The following is a 559-nucleotide window of genomic DNA, read 5'->3' as shown; positions in this document are numbered from 1 at the left end:
CACCTTCGCTTCGTTTTTCAGTTTCTCGACCAGTTCAGCCACCGACTTGACCTTGATCCCCGCGCTGCGTGCAGCTGGCGCTTCGACTTTGACGGTCTTGTTGGTGGAGGCGGTGGAAACGCCCAAAGCATCAGGAGTCAGCACTTCAAGAGGCTTTTTCTTGGCTTTCATGATGTTTGGCAGGGACGCATAACGCGGCTCGTTCAAACGCAGGTCGGTGGTGACGATGGCCGGCAGTTTCAGGGAAACCGTCTGTGCGCCGCCGTCGATTTCGCGGGTCACGGCAACGCTGTCGCCGCTGACTTCGACTTTCGAGGCGAAGGTGCCCTGGCCATAACCGGTCAGTGCAGCCAGCATCTGGCCAGTCTGGTTGTTGTCGCTGTCGATCGCCTGTTTACCGAGGATCACCAGTTGTGGCTGCTCCTTGTCGACAACGGCTTTGAGCAGCTTGGCAACGGCCAGCGAGGTCAGTTCTTCAGCGGATTCGACGAGCACCGCGCGGTCGGCACCCAGCGCCAGAGCGGTACGCAGCTGCTCTTGAGCAGTGGATGGCCCTACG

Annotated in this window: 1 protein-coding gene; it reads right to left on the bottom strand. The window is 59.7% G+C overall.

Annotated elements, in window-relative coordinates:
• On the bottom strand, positions 1 to 559 hold a 559-nt coding region (locus tag H097_RS20185; protein WP_032861999.1), incomplete at both ends, for an electron transfer flavoprotein subunit beta/FixA family protein.

The organism is Pseudomonas sp. FH4 (assembly GCF_000510915.2).
Classification (GTDB): Bacteria; Pseudomonadota; Gammaproteobacteria; order Pseudomonadales; family Pseudomonadaceae; genus Aquipseudomonas; species Aquipseudomonas brenneri.
Note: the sequence above shows the minus strand (reverse complement) of the source record. Positions and strands in the feature narration are given on the sequence as shown.